Annotated in this window: 19 protein-coding genes; 14 read left to right on the forward strand and 5 right to left on the reverse strand. The window is 73.8% G+C overall.

Going from position 1 to position 16608, the window contains the following annotated elements; all coding sequences use genetic code 11:
* Positions 1-96: 96 nt before the first annotated feature.
* The 6 genes from ACIGW4_RS23775 to ACIGW4_RS23800 all read left to right on the forward strand — a co-directional run bounded on the left by ACIGW4_RS23775 (position 97) and on the right by ACIGW4_RS23800 (position 3930).
* Positions 97-1851, forward strand: coding sequence for an MFS transporter (locus ACIGW4_RS23775; protein ID WP_399582707.1), 1755 nt, complete (start codon positions 97-99; stop codon positions 1849-1851).
* 103 nt (positions 1852-1954) lie between these two features.
* Positions 1955-2152 carry a hypothetical protein gene (locus ACIGW4_RS23780; RefSeq protein ID WP_030693005.1) on the forward strand — a complete coding sequence of 66 codons (198 nt, stop codon included), beginning with the start codon at positions 1955-1957 and terminating at the stop codon, positions 2150-2152.
* A gap of 58 nt (positions 2153-2210) precedes the next feature.
* Positions 2211-2675: an SHOCT domain-containing protein gene (locus tag ACIGW4_RS23785; protein ID WP_123456131.1), complete on the forward strand. Its 465-nt coding sequence runs from the start codon at positions 2211-2213 to the stop codon at positions 2673-2675.
* A gap of 28 nt (positions 2676-2703) precedes the next feature.
* Complete coding sequence (locus ACIGW4_RS23790; RefSeq protein WP_398713474.1) at positions 2704-3141, forward strand: hypothetical protein; 438 nt, start codon at positions 2704-2706, stop codon at positions 3139-3141.
* The gene (locus ACIGW4_RS23795; RefSeq protein WP_399582710.1) at positions 3138-3590 is read left to right on the forward strand and encodes an amphi-Trp domain-containing protein; all 453 of its coding nucleotides are present in this window, start codon (positions 3138-3140) and stop codon (positions 3588-3590) included. Before ACIGW4_RS23790 ends, ACIGW4_RS23795 begins: the two co-directional genes overlap by 4 nt.
* 115 nt (positions 3591-3705) lie before the next feature.
* A complete protein-coding gene (locus tag ACIGW4_RS23800; RefSeq protein WP_399582711.1) occupies positions 3706-3930 on the forward strand; it encodes a hypothetical protein in 225 nt (74 codons plus the stop codon).
* On the opposite strand, the gene ACIGW4_RS23805 is transcribed toward ACIGW4_RS23800, so the two are convergent.
* The gene (locus ACIGW4_RS23805) at positions 3920-4546 is read right to left on the reverse strand and encodes a response regulator transcription factor (RefSeq protein WP_123456135.1); all 627 of its coding nucleotides are present in this window, start codon (positions 4544-4546) and stop codon (positions 3920-3922) included. The genes ACIGW4_RS23800 and ACIGW4_RS23805 overlap by 11 nt on opposite strands.
* On the reverse strand, positions 4543-5721 hold the full coding sequence (locus tag ACIGW4_RS23810) for a histidine kinase (RefSeq protein ID WP_399582713.1): 1179 nt from the start codon (positions 5719-5721) through the stop codon (positions 4543-4545). The genes ACIGW4_RS23805 and ACIGW4_RS23810 overlap by 4 nt, the downstream gene beginning before the upstream one ends.
* Positions 5722-5833: 112 nt before the next feature.
* On the opposite strand from ACIGW4_RS23810, the gene ACIGW4_RS23815 reads away from it, so the two are divergent.
* Together ACIGW4_RS23815 and ACIGW4_RS23820 are read left to right on the forward strand one after the other, a co-directional pair.
* Positions 5834-6913: an ABC transporter permease gene (locus ACIGW4_RS23815; RefSeq protein WP_399582715.1), complete on the forward strand. Its 1080-nt coding sequence runs from the start codon at positions 5834-5836 to the stop codon at positions 6911-6913.
* Positions 6910-7602, forward strand: a complete 693-nt coding sequence (locus ACIGW4_RS23820) for an ABC transporter ATP-binding protein (RefSeq protein ID WP_123456138.1) — start codon at positions 6910-6912, stop codon at positions 7600-7602. The genes ACIGW4_RS23815 and ACIGW4_RS23820 overlap by 4 nt, the downstream gene beginning before the upstream one ends.
* Positions 7603-7698: 96 nt before the next feature.
* Here the strand turns inward: ACIGW4_RS23820 and ACIGW4_RS23825 are convergent, their stop codons facing one another.
* Entirely contained in the window at positions 7699-8127 is a 429-nt protein-coding gene (locus ACIGW4_RS23825; protein WP_399582717.1) for a DUF6223 family protein, read from the reverse strand.
* Positions 8128-8322: 195 nt separating this feature from the next.
* Here ACIGW4_RS23825 and ACIGW4_RS23830 point away from each other — a divergent pair, with 195 nt between their 5' ends.
* Both ACIGW4_RS23830 and ACIGW4_RS23835 read left to right on the forward strand, forming a co-directional pair.
* Positions 8323-9450, forward strand: coding sequence for a sensor histidine kinase (locus ACIGW4_RS23830; RefSeq protein WP_399582718.1), 1128 nt, complete (start codon positions 8323-8325; stop codon positions 9448-9450).
* On the forward strand, positions 9447-10115 hold the full coding sequence (locus tag ACIGW4_RS23835; protein ID WP_399582719.1) for a response regulator: 669 nt from the start codon (positions 9447-9449) through the stop codon (positions 10113-10115). Before ACIGW4_RS23830 ends, ACIGW4_RS23835 begins: the two co-directional genes overlap by 4 nt.
* 99 nt (positions 10116-10214) lie before the next feature.
* Here the strand turns inward: ACIGW4_RS23835 and ACIGW4_RS23840 are convergent, their stop codons facing one another.
* Entirely contained in the window at positions 10215-11021 is an 807-nt protein-coding gene (locus ACIGW4_RS23840) for an IclR family transcriptional regulator (protein WP_093873352.1), read from the reverse strand.
* A 327-nt stretch (positions 11022-11348) separates the two neighbouring features.
* Here ACIGW4_RS23840 and allB point away from each other — a divergent pair, with 327 nt between their 5' ends.
* Positions 11349-12683: an allantoinase AllB gene (gene allB / locus ACIGW4_RS23845; protein ID WP_399582722.1), complete on the forward strand. Its 1335-nt coding sequence runs from the start codon at positions 11349-11351 to the stop codon at positions 12681-12683.
* Between the two features lies 1 nt (position 12684).
* Positions 12685-13800 carry an allantoicase gene (alc, locus tag ACIGW4_RS23850; protein ID WP_093873350.1) on the forward strand — a complete coding sequence of 372 codons (1116 nt, stop codon included), beginning with the start codon at positions 12685-12687 and terminating at the stop codon, positions 13798-13800.
* 130 nt (positions 13801-13930) lie between these two features.
* Here alc and ACIGW4_RS23855 read toward each other — a convergent pair whose 3' ends face one another.
* The gene (locus tag ACIGW4_RS23855; protein WP_123456143.1) at positions 13931-14671 is read right to left on the reverse strand and encodes an SDR family NAD(P)-dependent oxidoreductase; all 741 of its coding nucleotides are present in this window, start codon (positions 14669-14671) and stop codon (positions 13931-13933) included.
* A 261-nt stretch (positions 14672-14932) separates the two neighbouring features.
* On the opposite strand from ACIGW4_RS23855, the gene ACIGW4_RS23860 reads away from it, so the two are divergent.
* Together ACIGW4_RS23860 and ACIGW4_RS23865 are read left to right on the forward strand one after the other, a co-directional pair.
* Positions 14933-15541, forward strand: a complete 609-nt coding sequence (locus tag ACIGW4_RS23860) for a dihydrofolate reductase family protein (RefSeq protein ID WP_399582725.1) — start codon at positions 14933-14935, stop codon at positions 15539-15541.
* Between the two features lie 132 nt (positions 15542-15673).
* Positions 15674-16606, forward strand: coding sequence for a DMT family transporter (locus tag ACIGW4_RS23865; protein WP_123456145.1), 933 nt, complete (start codon positions 15674-15676; stop codon positions 16604-16606).
* Positions 16607-16608 lie beyond the last annotated feature (2 nt).

Here is a 16608-nt window from a genome sequence, read left to right on the forward strand (position 1 = left end):
GCGGCCGGCGACCGTTTCGGATGTGATGGCGGGGAGGGTGGGCTTCCCCTTCCGCTGCCGCTGACACCGGCGGCCCGGCCCGGCGAGGTGGCGACCGTGAAGAAGTGGCACGCTCTGATCGTGCTGGGGGCGGCCCAGTTCCTGATGGTGCTGGACACCGCCGTCATGAACGTCTCCATCAGCCAGCTGGTCGAGGACTTCGACACCGAGGTGACCACGATCCAGGCCGTCATCACCCTGTACGCCCTGGTCATGGCCGCCTTCATGATCATCGGAGGCAGGTTCGGGGACATCCTGGGCCGGCGCCGCGTCTTCCTGATTGGCATGACGGTCTACGGCGTCGGATCGGCCCTGACCGCCGTGGCGCCCCGGCTGTGGGTCCTGGCCCTGGGATGGTCGGTCATCGAGGGGCTCGGCGCCGCCCTGGTGCTCCCGTCCATGGCGGCCCTCGTCGCCGCGTCCTACCAGGGCCGCGACCGCTCCGTCGCCTACGGCGTCATCGGAGGCCTGGCCGGTGCCGGCATCGCGGTCGGCCCGCTGCTCGGCGGCTGGGTGACGACGTACCTCACCTGGCGCCTGGTCTTCGCGGGCGAGGTCGTGGTGGTGCTGGCCGTGCTGCTCCTGCGGCGGGTGATACCCGAGGAGCCGCCGGCGGACCGGCGTCCCGGCCTGGACGGCGTCGGCGCCGTCCTGTCGGCCGCCGGCCTGGGCCTCGGAGTGCTCGGTGTGCTGCAGAGCAGCACCTGGGGATGGGTGGAGCCGCGCAACCCGCCCTTCACGGTCTTCGGCTTCGCCCCCACGCTGTTCGTGGTCGGGGCCGGAGTGGTGGTCCTGTTCCTCTTCCGGCTCTGGGAGGACAGGCGGGAGGCGCGGGGCGCCGACCCCCTGGTCCACCTGGCCCTGCTCCACAGGCCCGCCCTGCGTTCGGGGCTGATGACCCTGCTGAGCCAGAACCTCATCCTGCTGGGGCTGTTCTTCACCATCCCGCTGTATCTGCAGGTGGTGCAGGGGCTCGACGCCTTCGAGACGGGACTGCGGCTGCTGCCGGTCTCCCTCACCATGCTCGCGGCCTCCCTGGGAGCGGCGAAGCTCGGGCGCAGGCTGGGCCCGCGGCTGATCGTGCGGACGGCCCTGGTGCTGCTCCTCGCCGCCATCGCCTGGCTCCTCGGCACCATCGACCCCGTCATCGACGACGCCCAGTTCTTCGGGGCCATGGCGCTCCTCGGCCTGGGCATGGGACTGCTCGCCTCGCAGCTCGGCAACGTCGTCCAGTCCAGTGTGGGAGAGCGGGAGCGCAGCGAGGTCGGGGGCCTGCAGTTCACCGCCCAGAATCTGGGATCCGCGCTGGGCACGGCCCTCATCGGTTCGATGCTGATCGGGGCCCTGGCCCAGGCCTTCACCACCCAGGTGGAGGACGACCCGAGGCTCTCGGACGAGGCACGCCGGCAGACGAGCGTCGCCCTGGAGGCCGGGATCAGCTTCGTCCCCACCGACCAGGTCCGCTCGGCCGCGGAGGACGCCGGGCTTCCGCCGCGCGAGGTGGACGCCGTCACCGACTCGTACGCCTCGGCCCAGTTGCGCGGTCTCAAGGCGGCCGTCCTCGCGACCGGGGGCATCACCCTGGCGAGCTTCCTGGTGACGCGCGGCCTCCCCGGCGCGGGCGGGGCCGCAGGGGCGGACGGGGCCACGGGGACAGGCAGTGCCGCAGGGACGAACGGGGCCACGGGGACAGGCGGGTCCGCAGGGACGGGTGGGGCCACGGCCGACGGGCCCACGGGGCCCACGGGTGCGGGGCGCCGCCGGAACACCGGGGGCCCCACGCCGCCGGAGTCGGACTCCGCGGCCCCCTGATTCACCCGCGGAGGGTGAGGACGCCGGAGACGCGGAGACGGACCATCGCATCAGGGCCCGACCGGCCCCGTGACAGCCACCCCCACCACGGGAGGGGCAGACCATGCAGTACGAGATCCGGATCGACGGGCTCATGTCGGAGACGCTGATCGGATCCTTCCCCGAGCTGGAGCACGTGATGATCTCCGGCCAGACGGTGCTGTACGGCCCCCTCGTGGACGAGGCCCACCTCTACGGGCTGCTGGCCCGCTTCCAGTCCCTCGGACTGCACGTGGTGGAGCTGCGGCGGCTGCCGGAATGACCGAGGGGGACCCCGGCGGGAGCCCGGCGGGAGAAGGAACCGGAAACGGAGCGGAGACATGGACACACAGATGTACCTCGCCTACGACTACCCGCTGCTGAGCATGTTCTGGACCATGCTGTGGCTCTTCCTGTGGGTCCTGTGGTTCATCCTGCTCTTCCGGATCATCGCCGACATCTTCCGCGACGACAGCATGGGCGGCTGGGGCAAGGCCGGCTGGATGGCGTTCGTCATCCTGCTGCCGTTCCTCGGCGTGCTCGTCTACGTGATCGCCCGCGGCAAGAGCATGGGCCGCCGGGAGATCGACCACGCACGCGAGAAGCAGCAGGCCTTCGACGCCTACGTCCGCGAGACCGCCGGCAGCGGCGGAAGCCGTCCCAGCCGGGCCGAGGAACTCCGCCGGCTCGCCGACCTCCGCACCCAGGGCGACATCAGCGAGGAAGAGTTCCAGCAGGCCAAGGCCCTCGTCCTGAACGACGACCGTCCGTCCACGGCCGCCGGCGCCACCACGGCCCCCCGGTGAGACGGGTCCGGGAGAAGGAGAGACCGAGATGAACGCCACGCACACCGCTCACCCCTCATCGGCGAAATACGCCTGGGCCGGAGGCCTGCGGGTCTTCGCCGCCGTCATGCTCGCCCTCGCCGGACTGTTCGGCATCTTCCGGGGGATCATGGCCATCGCCGAGGACGAGGTCTTCGTCACCACGCCCCACTACGTCTTCCAGTTCGACCTGACCGGCTGGGGCTGGGTCCACCTGGGCCTGGGCATCGTCGCCCTGCTGGTCAGCTTCGGACTCTTCACGGCGGCCGCCTGGGCCCGGTACACCGGCGTCGGCATCGCCGCGCTCGTGATCATCGCCAACTTCCTGTCGCTGCCGTACTACCCGTGGTGGTCCGTCATCATGATCGTGATGTCCGGAGTCATCATCTGGGCCCTGTGCGTCGACCGGGGCGAGGACGAGGGCGTCATGGGCGGGAGGCAGCCGTGAGCGACCTCAAGTTCGAGCAGAAGGGCTCCCTGACCCGCACCGAGGCGGCCGAACAGCTGGAGGCGCTCGCCGAGGCCCTCAGGGCGGGCGAGGAGGCCGAGATCCCGCTGGGGACCGGCGTACTGAGCCTGCGGGTCCCCGAGAGGCTCCGCAGCGAGGTGGAGTTCGAGGTCGGCGACGGCGAGATCGAGCTGGAGATCGAGCTGAAGTGGCGGACGGGCGGCGGCTCGCGCGACACGGCCGCCTCCGGGGAGGAGGACGACGGGACGGAAGAGCCCGAGCCGGAGTCCGAGCCCGAACCGGAGCCCGAGCGGAGGACCCGGCCCGCGCCGAAGAAGGCCGGGGCGAAGAAGACCGGGGCGGGGAGCGGCCCGTCCGCCCCCGCCGCCCGGAGACGGAAGGCCGCGCCACCCGCCAAGACCAGGCGGGCCGCCGCGAAGCCCGCGTGAGCCGGTTCCCGCTCGGGGGCGGGGTCCTCGTTTCACCCACTTGACCTGGCCACCGTGCCGGTCCGGCCGGGCACGAGTTGGGTGGGAACCCGGACCCCGGAGAACGGAACCTGCCATGTACGAGATGCACATCGCGCCCGACAGCTCCAGCGGACTTCTGGTCTGGCACGTGATCGCCAAGCAAGCGGGCAGCAGCCTGTGCGGACAGACCGTCGACCGTGACGCGGACGGGATGCGGACGGACCGGCACTGCCTGCCGTGCATGCGGTCCTTCCAGAACCTGATGGCCGCCCGGGCGGACTCCCCGGCCGAGGGCCGGCCCGACGGTCTCACCGCCTGATCAGCCGCCGTGCCGTCGCCGCCGCCACCGCCGCCGTGCGCGAGTCCACGCCCAGCTTCGCGAAGACGTGCACCAGGTGGGACTTCACCGTCGCCTGGCTCAGGAACAGCGCCTTGCTGATCTGCTGGTTCGACAGGCCCTCGCCCACCAGCTGGAGCACCTCCAGCTCGCGCTTGGTGAGGGCCTCCGCCGGCGTCCGCATGCGGTCCATCAGCCGGTGCGCCACCGCCGGTGCGAGGGCCGACTGGCCGGCCGCCGCCGTCCGGACCGCCGCCGCCAGCTCCTCCGGCGGCGCGTCCTTCAGGAGGTAGCCGGAGGCGCCCGCCTCCACCGCCGCCAGGATGTCCGCGTCCGTGTCGTACGTCGTCAGGACCAGCACCTTCGGCCCGCCCGGCGCCGCCGTGATCGCCGCCGTCGCCTCCGAGCCGTGCATCCCGGCGCCGAACTGCAGGTCCATCAGGACCACGTCCACGTCCCCGGCGGCGGCCAGCTCCACCGCGCGCTCGGCCGTGGCCGCCTCCGCGACCACCGCGAAGTCCGGCTCGGTGTCGAGGACCGCGCGCAGGCCCGCCCGCACCACCGGGTGGTCGTCGGCGAGGAGGAGTCGAATGGTCATGCGGACGCTCCAGCGGGGAGGGGGAGGGAGACGGCGACGGCGGTGCCCTGGCCGGGCGCCGACTCGACGGTGAACGTGCCGCCCAGCGACTCCGCCCGCGAGCGCATCGCCGGAAGACCGAAGCCGCCGTCGGAGGAGGGGCGCACGGACGCGGGCTCGAAGCCCCGGCCGTCGTCGACCACGTCCAGGGTCACCGACGCGTCCATGAACGACAAGGTGATCTCCGCCCGCGAGGCCGAGGCGTGCCGCACCGTGTTCGCGAGCGCCGATTGCGCGATCCGCAGCAGCGCCACCTCGTACGGCGTGGGCAGCTCGACCGGCGTGCCGCTCACCGAGAACCGGACCCGGGGCCCCGCTCCCGGGGCCGCGCCGGTGACCGGCTCGCACAGCCGCTCCAGCGCCGCCGCGAGGGAGCCGTGCTCCAGGTCCGGCGGCGAGAGCGCCCGGACGAAGCGCCGCGCCTCCGCCAGGTTGTCCTGCGCCGCCTCGCGGGCCCGGCCGATGTGGCCCGCGGCGGGGGAGTCCGGCGGGAGCACCCGCTCGGCCGCCCGCAGCAGCAGCTGGATCGAGGACAGGCCCTGCGCGAGCGTGTCGTGGATCTCCCGCGCCAGCCGCTCCCGCTCGGCGAGCGTCCCCGCGTGCCGCTCCGCCGCCGCCAGCTCCGCCCGCGTCTCGATCAGCTCCTCGATGAGCCGCCGCCGCCGCTCGCTCTCCCGGTACAGCGCCTGGTAGCCGAGGACCGTCGCCACCGCGACCGCGGCGCCGAGCAGCGGCCCGATGAAGACCCCGGGATTGAGCGCGGCACCGTGCCCGACGTACGAGAGGATCGCCGCGCCCGCCGTCAGCGTCACGGCCGGCAGCGACCAGCGCGTGGGCAGCAGGTGCAGCTGGAGGAAGTACAGGGGGAAGGCCAGCCAGAGCGCTTCCGGGGTGAGCCAGAGCAGCCCGAGCCACGACGCTCCGAGGACCGCGAGCCAGACGGCGGCGGCCCGCTGCGAGCTCCGCACGGACGGCAGGTACGAACCGGTCGCGTACACCCCGCCCATGACGACCGCCCCCGCCGTCCCGGCGGCCGAGTGCGCCCGTACCGCCGCCAGGACGAGCAGCCCCGCCATGAGGAGGTGCAGACAGAGGCGCAGCGCGCGCAGGGCGGGAGTGAGGGAGCGGGGATCCATGATCCCTCCAGCGTAGACAGCGGGCGACGATCCGGACTCAACCGAAAGTTTGATTGCGGAGCCATCCGTGGCGCGATGCCCGCGGGGCGCCTCGCGGACCAATCTGGTCGGCATGTTCGTGGCATGGAGAGACCTGAGATTCGCCAAGGGGCGTTTCACCCTCATGGGCACCGTGATCGTGCTGATCACCCTGCTCGTGGGGTTGCTGTCCGGGCTGACCGCCGGACTCGCGCGAGAGAACATCTCCGCGATCACCGGTCTGCCCGCCGACCGGCTGGCCTTCGCGGCGCCGCCGTCCGGGCAGTCGGTCTCCTTCACCAACTCGACGGTGACGGAGGCACAGTGGCGCGGCTGGGCGGAGCGGCCCGGGGTGACGGAGGCCGATCCGCTCGGCATCCGCACCCTCAACGCCGCCGCCGGGGACCGCACCGCGGCCGTCTCCGCCTTCGGCACGGAACCGGACGCGGGACTCGCCCCCGCCGCCGTCGGCGCGGGCCGGGCCGTCCTGTCCGAGTCGGCGGCGGAGGAACTGGCCGTGCGGGCCGGCGACCGCGTCCGCCTCGGCACGCTGGAGGTCACCGTCGCCGCGGTCTCCGGCGACGCCTCGTACAGCCACACCCCCGTGGTGTGGACCTCCCTCGACGACTGGCAGAGGCTCGACCACAGCGGCACCACCTCCGAGGACCAGGCCACCGTCATCGCGCTGAGCGGCGGTGACGGCGTCGACTGGGCGGCCGGCGACGGGGCGGTCGGCACCGAGGCCCGCACCCTCGACGGGGCCCTCACCGCCATAGGGTCCTACCAGGCCGAGAACGGCTCGCTGCAGCTGATGCGCGGCTTCCTCTTCGCGATCTCCGCCCTCGTCATAGGAGCCTTCTTCACCGTCTGGACCATCCAGCGCAGCGGCGACGTCGCCGTCCTCAAGGCGCTCGGCGCCTCCACCCCGTACCTCCTCAAGGACGCCCTCGGGCAGGCCGTCCTCATGCTCACCGCGGGCACCCTGCTCGGCACCGCGCTCGCGGTCGGCATCGGCGCCCTCGTCAGCGGCGGGAACGTGCCCTTCGTCCTGGAGCCGCTCACCGTCCTCGGGCCGGCCGCCGTGATCGTCGTCCTCGGTGTCCTCGGCGCCGCCCTGTCCATCCGGCGGATCACCGCCGTCGACCCCCTCACCGCCCTCGGGAGCGCCCGATGAGCCTCGTCCTCGACGCCGTCACCCTCACCTACCCCGACGGCGACGGCCGGCTCACCGCCCTCGACGCCGTCTCCCTGACCGTCCCCGCCGGCACGCTCACGGCCGTCGTCGGACCCTCCGGCTCCGGCAAGTCCAGCCTCCTCGCGGTCGCCGCCACCCTGGTGACCCCGGACGAGGGGCGGGTCGTCGTCGCCGGTACGGACACGGGGGCGCTCACCCCCGCCGCCAAGGCGGAGCTGCGCCGGGAGCACATCGGGATCGTCTTCCAGCAGCCCAATCTGCTGCCCTCGCTGAGCGCGGCGGAGCAGCTCCAGGTGATGGCCCATCTGTCGGGGCGTTCCCCGAAGGCGGTACGGGACCGGGCCCTGGAGCTCCTCGACGCGGTGGGCCTCGCGGACCAGGCGCACCGGCGCCCGCACCAGCTGTCGGGTGGTCAGCGGCAGCGCGTGAACATCGCGCGGGCGCTGATGAACGAGCCGTCCGTCCTCCTGGTCGACGAACCGACGAGCGCCCTGGACCACGAGCGGGGGGCGGCGGTCATGGACCTCCTCGCCGCGCTGACGGCCGAGCGCGGGACGGCGACGGTCCTGGTCACCCACGACCGCACGCACCTGGCCCGTACGGACCGCACGGTGACGGTCCAGGACGGCCGTCTGACGGGGACGGAGTCGGAGTCGGTACGGGCCTGAGGGCCGGGCGGTCGGGCGGGCCCGAGGCGGGCCGTCGTCCGGTCCGGCGGGCCCGAGGCGGGTCCGCCGTCCGGATCGGCGGCTCCGGGCCGGGCGTCACCCGGTCCGGCGGGTCCCGGAGCGGGCCCGCCACCCCAGGGCGACCGCGGCCAGGCCCACCAGCACGGCGACGTACGCGCCGCCGAGGCCGTTGCCGGTGCCGAGGCCGCCGTCGGCGGTGACCGCGACCACCGTCCCGACGGCCACGGCGATCGGCCCGGCCACGAGGGCCGTGACGGAACCGTTCCGGCGGGCCCAGGCGCGGAGGCGGCCCCGGCCCGCCGTACGGGCCAGGGCGAGGCCGCCGTTGACCGCTCCGAGCAGGCCGACCAGCGCGGCCATGGAGGAGGCGACGCGGCCGACGCTCAGGGTGTAGACGCTCGCGGCGACCGGCTGGACGGCGGGCTCGGCGGCCGCCGGCACGGCGAGCGCGAGGCCGCCGACCAGGACGGCTCCGGTCAGGGCGAGCACGGTGCGGACCGACATGGGGTGCTCCTTCTCCTCGGGGGAACGGGACCTCCCGAGCATGTCCGCCGGACCCGCCGCGCGTCGTCCGGCGGGCGCGGTCACTTCGCGCTGCCGCGGGCGCGGCAGGAACGGACCGGACTACCGCGTCCGCGGTAGTCGCGGCTCCTCCGCGGGCGGGATCCGCCCGCGCTCCCGCGCGGCTAGGGTGCGCGCATGATCAGAGGACGGTTCGGTGTTCCGGACGGCGTCGTCGACGCGGTGATCGCCGTCGGCGTGACGGGGGCGCTGCTGCTCACCGGGGCTTCCGGGGAGCACGCGGCCGGCGGCCTTGACCTCCTGGGCCTCGGGCTCCTCGCCGCCGGCGGGCTGGCCCTGGCCGCGCGCCGTCGCGCTCCGGTGGCCGTCCTGGTCGTGACCGGGCTGTGCGCGGTCGGCCATCAGACGGCCGGTTTCGACGTGCCCGCCGTCGCGTACCTGTTCGCGGTGTACGCGGCCGTACGGGCGGGGCACCGCGCCGTCACGGTCGCGGTGAGCGTGCTCGTGCTCGCCGCCCTGCCGGTGGCGGCGCTGGCCTCGGGCCTGCACGACACGGGCGAGGCGTTCGCGCGGGCCCGCGGCGCCCTGGAGCTGGCCTGGCTGGTGGCCGCCGGCGCCGCGGGGGAGGCACTGCGGCAGGCCGAGCGGCGGGCGGACGAGGCCGAGCGCACCCGGGAGGAGACCGCGCGCCGCCGCGCCGACGAGGAACGGCTGCGCATCGCGCGCGAGCTGCACGACTCGCTCACCCACCAGATCTCGATCATCAAGGTGCAGTCCGAGGTCGCGGTGCACGTGGCCCGCCGGCGCGGCGAGCGGGTGCCGGAGGCGCTGCTCGCGATCCAGGAGGCCGGGCGGGAGGCGACCCGGGAACTGCGGGCCACCCTGGAGGCGCTGCGCGACGACGACACGGCCCCGCCGCGCGGTCTCGCCGACGTTCCGGAGCTGGTGGCGCGGGCCCGGCTGGCAGGTCTGGACGCGACGTTGACGATCGAGGGCGAGCGGTCCGGGGTGCCGGTCGCGGTGGACAGGACCGTCTACCGGATCGTCCAGGAGTCGCTCACCAACGTCGCCCGCCACGCGGACGCGGCCACGGCCTCGGTACGGATCGACTGCCGCCCCGACGCCCTGACCGTACGGGTCGACGACGACGGGAAGGCGGCGCCGGGCGCCGTGCCGACGCCCGGCACGGGACTGCTCGGGATGCGCGAACGGGTCGCCGCACTCGGCGGGGGCCTGAGCGCGCGGCCGCGTACGGAGGGCGGCTTCACCGTCCGGGCCCGGCTCCCCCTGGAGCGGACCTCGTGATCCGCGTCCTGCTGGTCGACGACCAGCCGCTCATCCGCAGCGGGTTCCGCGCGCTCCTCGACCTGGAGGACGACATCCGGGTGGTGGGCGAGGCCGGGGACGGCCGGGAGGGGCTGGCCCTGGCGGGGGAGCACCTGCCGGACATCGCGCTCGTGGACGTCCGGATGCCCGTCATGGACGGCGTCGAGCTGACCCGGCGCATCGCCGCCGATCCGGCTCTGGCCGGGGTGCACGTGGTCGTCCTGACCAACTACGGCCTGGACGAGTACGTCTTCGAGGCGCTGCGTGCGGGCGCCGCCGGGTTCCTGGTCAAGGACGTCCTGCCGGAGGACTTCCTGCACGCCGTGCGGGTCGCGGCGCGCGGTGACGCGCTGCTCGCCCCGTCGATCACGCGCAGGCTCATCGACCGGTACGTCTCCGAGCCGTTCGGGACCGGCACCGGCGCCGGTCTGGAGGAGCTGACCAACCGCGAGCGCGAGGCCGTCGCCCTGGTCGCGCGGGGTCTGTCCAACGACGAGATCGCGGACCGCATGGTGATCACGCCGATGACCGCGAAGACCCACGTCAACCGGGCCATGGTCAAGACCGGGGCCCGCGACCGGGCCCAACTGGTCGTCCTCGCCTACGAGTCGGGTCTGGTGGCACCGCGTGCTCCCCGCCCCTGACGGGCGACGTCGGGGCCGACGGTCCGGTGGCGGTCGCGCTCGCGTGCGTCCTCGCCCCCGGGCCCGCCCACGGTGGCGGGCCCCGGGGGCGGCCGGGGCTCAGCCCTGGCCGTTGCCCGAGGTGTTCGCCAGGGCCGCCGACAGTTCGCGGGCGACCTCCTGGAGGATGGGGACGATCTTCTCGGTGGCCGCCTCGGTGACGCGGCCCGCCGGGCCCGAGATGGAGATGGCCGCCGCGGTGGGGGAGTCGGGGACGGAGACCGCGAGGCAGCGGACTCCTATCTCCTGCTCGTTGTCGTCGACCGCGTAGCCCGTCTCGCGGACCGCCACGAGCGCGTCGAGGAAGCCGTCCGGCGTGGTGATGGTCTTCTCGGTCGCGGCGGGCATGCCGGTGCGGGCGAGCAGCGCCCGCACCTCCTCCGCCGGCGTGTGCGCCAGGAGCGCCTTGCCGACGCCGGTCGAGTGCGGCAGGACCCGCCGGCCGACCTCGGTGAACATGCGCATGGAGTGCTTGGACGGCACCTGCGCGACGTACACGATCTCGTCGCCGTCGAGCAGCGCCATGTTCGCGGTCTCGCCGGTCTCCTCGACGAGCCGCGCCAGGTAGGGGCGGGCCCAGGTGCCGAGGAGGCGGGAGGCGGACTCGCCGAGCCGGATGAGCCGGGGGCCGAGGGCGTAGCGGCGGTTGGGCTGCTGGCGCACGTAACCGCAGGCGACGAGGGTCCGCATCAGGCGGTGGATGGTGGGGAGCGGAAGTCCGCTGCTGGCGGAGAGCTCGCTCAGCCCTACCTCGCCCCCGGCGTCGGCCATCCGCTCCAGGAGGTCGAAGGCGCGCTCAAGGGACTGGACGCCCCCGCTCGCGGCGGGTTTGGCGGCGTCGGTGGTGCTGGCGCTGGACGTCGGCACGTCAACGGTCCTTTCGGGGCAGGCGGGCAAGGCAGCAGCCTACCGGGCCGTCGACCGGGGCACACGGCCCCGGTACCGGCGTCAGCGCCGGTCAGGGGGTGTTTGTCCGGTGTCGGTGACGGCCCGGGGCGGTCCCGGTCCGGCTCGCATGTGCGGAGCTACGTTCTACTGTACGAAATTTAGATTCCACTTTGTGGAAAGATCCAAGTCGGGTTCACCGGCGCCCGATGCTGGAAGTGTGCCCTTGACGACCCCTCGCTCGGAAGTGAAGACTCCTTTTCAACAGTTCGTTGAAATTCCGTTGAAGTGCTTGAAGAAGGGGTACGGGTGGACGTCAACCTGGTCCTGCGCTCGACACGCGTCATCACCCCCGAGGGGACGCGCCCGGCGTCGATCGCCGTCTCCGGAGGGACGATCGCGGCCGTGCTGCCGTACGAGGCCGAGGTGCCCGCCGGCGCCCGGCTGGAGGACGTCGGCGACGACGTCGTCCTTCCCGGGCTGGTCGACACCCACGTCCACGTCAACGACCCGGGCCGCACCGAGTGGGAGGGCTTTTGGACCGCCACCCGCGCGGCCGCGGCCGGCGGCATCACCACCCTGCTCGACATGCCGCTCAACTCGCTGCCCCCGACCACCACCGTGGAGAACCTGCGGATCAAGCAGGAGGTCGCCCGGGCCAAGGCCCACATCGACGTCGGCTTCTGGGGCGGCGCCCTGCCCGACAACGTCAAGGACCTGCGCCCGCTGCACGACGCCGGCGTCTTCGGCTTCAAGTGCTTCCTGTCGCCCTCCGGCGTCGAGGAGTTCCCCGAGCTCGACCAGGAGCAGCTGGCCACCTCGCTGGCGGAGATCTCCGGCTTCGGCGGCCTGATGATCGTGCACGCCGAGGACCCGCACCACCTGGCCGCCGCGCCGCAGCGGTCGGGCGGCGCGTACGCCGACTTCCTCGCCTCCCGGCCCCGGGACGCGGAGAACACCGCGATCGAGAACCTGATCAACCAGGCCCGCCGGCTCGACGCCCGGGTCCACGTGCTGCACCTGTCGTCCTCGGACGCGCTGGCGGCCCTCGCCGCGGCCAGGGCCGAGGGCGTGAAGGTCACCGTCGAGTCCTGCCCGCACTTCCTGACCCTGACCGCGGAGGAGATCCCGGACGGGGCCACGGAGTTCAAGTGCTGCCCGCCCATCCGCGAGGCCGCCAACCAGGACGCGCTGTGGCAGGGGCTGGCGGACGGGGTGATCGACTGCATCGTCTCCGACCACTCGCCGTCCACCGCGGATCTGAAGACGCCGGACTTCGCCTCGGCCTGGGGCGGGATCTCCTCGCTGCAGCTGGGCCTGCCGGCGATCTGGACCGAGGCCCGCCGCCGCGGTCACACCCTGGAGGACGTGGTGCGCTGGATGTCGGCGGGCCCGGCCCGGCTGGCGGGGCTGGAGCGCAAGGGTGCCATCGAGGCCGGCCGGGACGCCGACTTCGCCGTCCTGGACCCCGACGCCGTCTTCACCGTCGACCCGGCCGAGCTCCAGCACCGCAACCGGATCACCGCCTACGCGGGCAAGACCCTCCACGGCGTCGTGAAGTCCACCTGGCTGCACGGGGAACGCATCAACGACCACGGCACCCTGACCGAGCCCTCCGGCCGCCTCCTCGAAAGGAACAACTGACGTGTCGTCCATACCCAGCTTCACCGGTGACGCGAGCCCCTACGGCGGCGGCGATCCGTACGCCGACTACCGGACGGCCGACTTCCCCTTCACCCAGTACGCGGACCTCGCGGACCGGCGCCTGGGCGCGGGCGTCATCGCGGCCAACGACGAGTTCTTCGCCGAGCGCGAGAACCTGCTCAAGCCCGAGGCCGCCGAGTTCGACCCCGAACACTTCGGCCACAAGGGCAAGATCATGGACGGCTGGGAGACCCGCCGCCGCCGCGGTGTCTCGGCCCAGCAGCCGCACCCCACCGAGGACGACCACGACTGGGCCCTCGTACGCCTCGGCGCGCCCGGCGTCGTCCGCGGCATCGTCGTCGACACCGCCCACTTCCGCGGCAACTACCCGCAGGCCGTCTCCGTCGAGGCCACCTCCGTGGCCGGCTCGCCCTCGCCCGAGGAGCTCCTCGCCGACGACGTGAAGTGGACGACGCTGGTCCCGCGCACCGCCGTCGGCGGCCACGCCGCCAACGGCTTCGCCGTCGACGTCGAGCAGCGCTTCACCCACCTGCGCGTCAACCAGCACCCCGACGGCGGCATCGCCCGCCTCCGCGTCTACGGCGAGGTCGCCCCGGACCCGGCGTGGCTCGGCGTCCTCGGCACCTTCGACCTCGCGGCCCTGGAGAACGGCGGCCAGGTCGAGGACGCCTCGGACCGCTTCTACTCCCCGGCCACCAACACCATCCAGCCGGGCCGCTCCCGCAAGATGGACGACGGCTGGGAGACCCGCCGCCGCCGCGACAAGGGCAACGACTGGATCCGCTACGGCCTGGTCGCCGAGTCCGAGATCCGCGCCGTCGAGATCGACACCGCCTACCTCAAGGGCAACAGCGCGGGCTGGGCCGCCCTCTCCGTCGCGGCCGAGGGCTCGGAGGAGTGGACCGAGATCCTGCCCCGGACCCGCCTCCAGCCCGACACCAACCACCGGTTCGTGCTCGACACCCCGGCCGTCGGCTCCCGCGTCCGGATCGACATCTACCCGGACGGCGGCATCTCCCGCCTCCGCCTCTTCGGCTCCCTCACGGAGGCCGGTACGGCGCGGCTGACCGCCCGCCACCAGGAGCTCGGCGGCTGACGCCACCGGCTCCCCGAGCCGGGCGTGTCCACGCGGCCCGGCTCCCCCGAACTGGGCGGGTACGACACCCCGCCCGGCCCGCGAGGGCGCACCGACCCGACAGCACCGGTGCGCCCTCGCGCCCCCTTTCCTAGGCGGCGTGCCCGCCGTCCACCGAGAACTCGGCGCCCGTCACGTACCGCCCGCCGGGCCCCGCCAGGAAGGCGACCATCGCCGCCACCTCGTCCGGGGTGCCGAAGCGGCCGAGCGCCGTCATGGCCGCCTGCCCCTCCGCGTACGGCCCGTCCGCCGGGTTCATGTCGGTGTCGACGGGGCCGGGGTGGACGATGTTCGCCGTGATGCCGCGCCCGCCCAGCTCCCGGGCGAGCGCCTTCGTCAGGCCGATCAGCGCGGCCTTGCTCATCGTGTAGAGGCTGCCGCCGGGGCCCGGCACCCGCTGGGTCATGCAGGTGCCGATCGTGACGATCCTGCCTCCCTCGGGCAACCGCGCGGCCGCCGCCTGCGAGGCGAGGAAGGCCGCCCGGACGTTCACCGCCAGGACCCGGTCCACGTCCGCGAGGGAGAGTGACTCCAGCGGGCCGAGGACGCCGGCGCCGACGTTGTTCACCAGGACGTCGAGGCGGCCGAGGGCGTCCGCCGCCCACTCCACCGCGCCCGCCGCGTCCCCGGCGTCGGCCGCGTCGGCCCGCAGGGGCAGCGCCTTGCGGCCGGCCGCCTCGATCCGCCCGGCGACCTCCTTGGCCCGTGCCTCGTCCCGGACGTAGGTGAAGGCCACGTCGGCGCCCTCCCGGGCCAGCCGCACCGCCGTCGCCGCACCGATCCCCCGGCTGCCGCCCGTCACCAGGACCGCCGTGCCGTTCATCGTGGACATCCCGAAACCTCCGTGAGAAGTGCTAACTGGTTGCGGGTTCAATGAAAGTCGGCGGGGCGTCAGGACGCTGGCGGGAATCGGACGCCGACCCGGCCGGCGGCCGGCGAGACGCGGACCCGGCCGCCGGGGCGCCGACCCGGTCGCCGGTCGGCCCCCGACCAGGCCGCCGAGACACCGCCCCCTCCGCCGATGACTTCCGCCGGGCGGTGGAGTCGGAAGGGGTGAGACACGATGGTCCGGAGAACAGAAAGGGCACCCGCCATGGCCACCCTCAGCCTCACCCAGTTCCTCACCCTCGACGGCGTCGTCCAGGCCCCCGGCGGCCCCGAGGAGGACCCCAGTGAGGGCTTCGGGCACGGCGGCTGGTCCGTGCCCTTCGGCGACGAGGACTTCGGGCAGCGCATCACCGAGATCTTCGCCCGCCCGACCGCCTTCCTCCTCGGCCGCCGCACCTACGACATCTTCGCGGGCTACTGGCCCCGGCACACCGACCCCACCGACCCCGTCGCCTCCAAGCTCAACGCCCTCCCCAAGTACGTCGCCACCACCACCCTCACCTCCGCCGACTGGCAGAACACCACCCTGCTCCACGGCGACGTCGTCAAGGAGGTCGCCGCCCTCAAGGAGCGCCTCGACGGGGAGATCCAGATGCACGGCAGCGCGGGACTCGCCCGGACCCTCCTCGACCACGACCTCATCGACACCCTCCACCTGCACGTCTTCCCCGTGGTCCTGGGCACCGGCCGCCGCCTCTTCACCGACGGGGTCCGCCCCACCGCCTTCCGCCTCACCGACGCGCGCACCACCGGTGCGGGCGTCGCCCTCCACACGTACGAGCTGGCCGGCCGCCCCACGTACGGCAGCTACTGATCCGGAGCCGGACACCGTTCCGGGCGGCAGGAAAGGTGTAGCCACCACGGGCCGGTCCCGGTACGGTGATCGCTCCGAGTGCGAGCCGTCGAAGTCTCCACCCCGCCCCGACCGTTGGAGAACCGGCCCGCGATGTCAGCCTCGTCGATCGCCGCCCCCGTGTCCCTTGGCGCCCCGCGCCGCGCCTGGCTCACCGACCTGCCCGTCCTGCTCGTCGCCCTCGTCTGGGGCACCAGCTATCTCGCGGCCAAGGGCATCACCACCGGCCACACCGTCATCGCGGTCCTCGTGCTGCGGTTCGCCGTGGTGGTGCCCGTCCTCGTCGCCGCCGGGTGGAGCAGGCTCCGGGCCCTGAGCGCCGCCCAGTGGCGCGGCGCCGCGACCCTCGGACTGATCCTCGGCGGGATCTTCCTCCTGGAGACGTACGGCGTCGTCCACACCTCCGCCACCAACGCAGGCCTGATCATCAGCCTCACCATGATCTTCACCCCGCTCGCCGAGGCCGCCGTCACCCGCACCCTCCCTCCCCGCGCCTTCCTCGCCGCCGCCGCGCTCTCCGTCACCGGTGTCGTCCTGCTGACCCAGGGCGGAGGGTTCACCACCCCCTCCCTCGGCGACCTGCTCATGCTGCTCGCCGCCCTCGCCCGCACCGTCCACGTCCTGGCCATGTCCCGGATCAAGGCGGTCCGGTCCGCCGACTCGCTCTCCCTCACCACCGTCCAGCTCGGCTCCGCCGTCGCCGTGTTCGCCGTCATCGCCACCCTCCCCGGCACCGGCGCCTCCCCCTGGGCCGTCGCCCTCGACTTCGGCCCGCGCGAGTGGGCCGGGCTCCTCTTCCTCTCCGTCTTCTGCACGCTCTTCGCCTTCTTCGTGCAGATGTGGGCCGTCCGCCGCACCTCGCCCTCCCGGGTCAGCCTCCTCCTCGGCACGGAACCGCTCTGGGCCGCCGCCGCGGGCATCGCCCTCGCCGGCGACCGCCCCGGCGCCCTCGGCCTCGCGGGCGCGATCCTCGTTCTCGCGGGCACGAGTTGGGGCCGCCGCACGGCCGACGGGGAAGCCGGGTAGGT

This window comes from Streptomyces sp. NPDC053513 (assembly GCF_044544765.1).
GTDB classification, from domain to species: Bacteria; Actinomycetota; Actinomycetes; order Streptomycetales; family Streptomycetaceae; genus Streptomyces; species Streptomyces litmocidini.